This window comes from Serratia sp. ASV30, assembly GCF_016428815.1.
GTDB lineage: Bacteria > Pseudomonadota > Gammaproteobacteria > Enterobacterales > Enterobacteriaceae > Chania > Chania fonticola_C.
This window is the reverse complement of the sequence record NZ_JAELTL010000290.1, coordinates 1-255: the sequence shown is the minus strand read 5'-3', so window position 1 is coordinate 255 and position 255 is coordinate 1. Positions and strand designations below refer to the sequence as shown.

Here is a 255-nt window from a genome sequence, read left to right as displayed (position 1 = left end):
CGGAGGGAGTGAGCCGCTGACATGAAAGTGCATATCACTCTTATGAAGGTGATATCACGTAGTCTTTAAGCTGTCTCTTATACACATCTCCGAGCCCACGAGACAGGAGGTATCATCTCGTATGCCGGCTTCTGCTTGAAAAAGGGGGGGGGGGGGGGGGGGGGGGGGGGGGGGGGGGGGGGGGGGGGGGGGGGGGGGGGGGGGGGGGGGGGGGGGGGGGGGGGGGGGGGGGGGGGGGGGGGGGGGGGGGGGGGG

General features: G+C 70.6%; 1 protein-coding gene. It reads right to left on the bottom strand.

The genetic code is table 11. The features are described 5' to 3' along the window. Positions 1–54 precede the first annotated feature (54 nt). A partial coding sequence (locus JHD74_RS26500; RefSeq protein ID WP_199063967.1) for a hypothetical protein occupies positions 55–255 on the bottom strand: 201 nt, incomplete at its 5' end.